Source organism: Mesorhizobium sp. M7A.F.Ca.US.006.04.2.1 (genome assembly GCF_004022915.1).
Lineage (GTDB): Bacteria > Pseudomonadota > Alphaproteobacteria > Rhizobiales > Rhizobiaceae > Mesorhizobium > Mesorhizobium ciceri.
The window spans coordinates 1-811 of record NZ_RZQA01001450.1; the positions used below are offsets into that span (position 1 = coordinate 1).

The window sequence follows — 811 nt, forward strand, 5'->3', positions numbered from 1 at the left end:
TCCGTGGTTCGAGCTTGCCGGCCAGTCCATCTATCCGCCGCCGGCCTTTTTCTGGTGGTGGTTTTTCTACGATGCCTATGCGCCAGAGATTTTTCTAGAGGGTGCACTGCTCGCGTCGAGCGGCAGCTTTATCGCGATCGCTGTGGCCATCGGCATGTCGGTATGGCGGGCCCGTGAGGCGAAGAACGCCGCCACATATGGTTCGGCGCGGTGGGCGACCGGCAAGGAGATCCAAGCCGCTGGGTTGATCGGTCCGGATGGGGTGGTGCTTGGAAAGCTGGACGGCGACTATCTCCGCCAAGACGGCCCAGAACACGTTTTGTGCTTCGCGCCGACCCGAAGTGGCAAGGGTGTTGGCCTTGTCGTTCCGTCTCTGCTGACATGGCCCGGCAGCGCGATTGTCCACGACATCAAAGGAGAAAACTGGGAACTGACCGCCGGGTGGCGAGCGCGCTTTGGCCGCATCCTGCTCTTCGATCCGACCAATGAGTCATCTGCTGCCTACAACCCTTTGCTGGAAGTGAGGCGTGGCGAATGGGAGGTCCGCGACGTGCAGAACGTCGCCGACGTGCTGGTTGATCCCGAGGGCTCACTGGAACGCAGAAACCATTGGGAGAAGACCAGCCACGCGCTGCTGGTCGGTGCCATCCTGCACGTTCTCTATGCCGAAACGGACAAGACGCTTGCCGGAGTTGCCAACTTCCTCTCGGACCCGCAACGGCCGATCGAAACGACATTGCGCACCATGATGCTGACGCGGCATTTCGGGGAGGGCGGCCCGCATCCGGTCGTGGCGTCGGCAGCTCGCGAG

At 62.1% G+C, this 811-nt stretch carries 1 protein-coding gene; it reads left to right on the top strand.

Annotated features, from left to right (window positions below):
• A partial coding sequence (locus EN925_RS37980; protein WP_164894774.1) for a type IV secretory system conjugative DNA transfer family protein occupies positions 1 to 811 on the top strand: 811 nt, incomplete at both ends.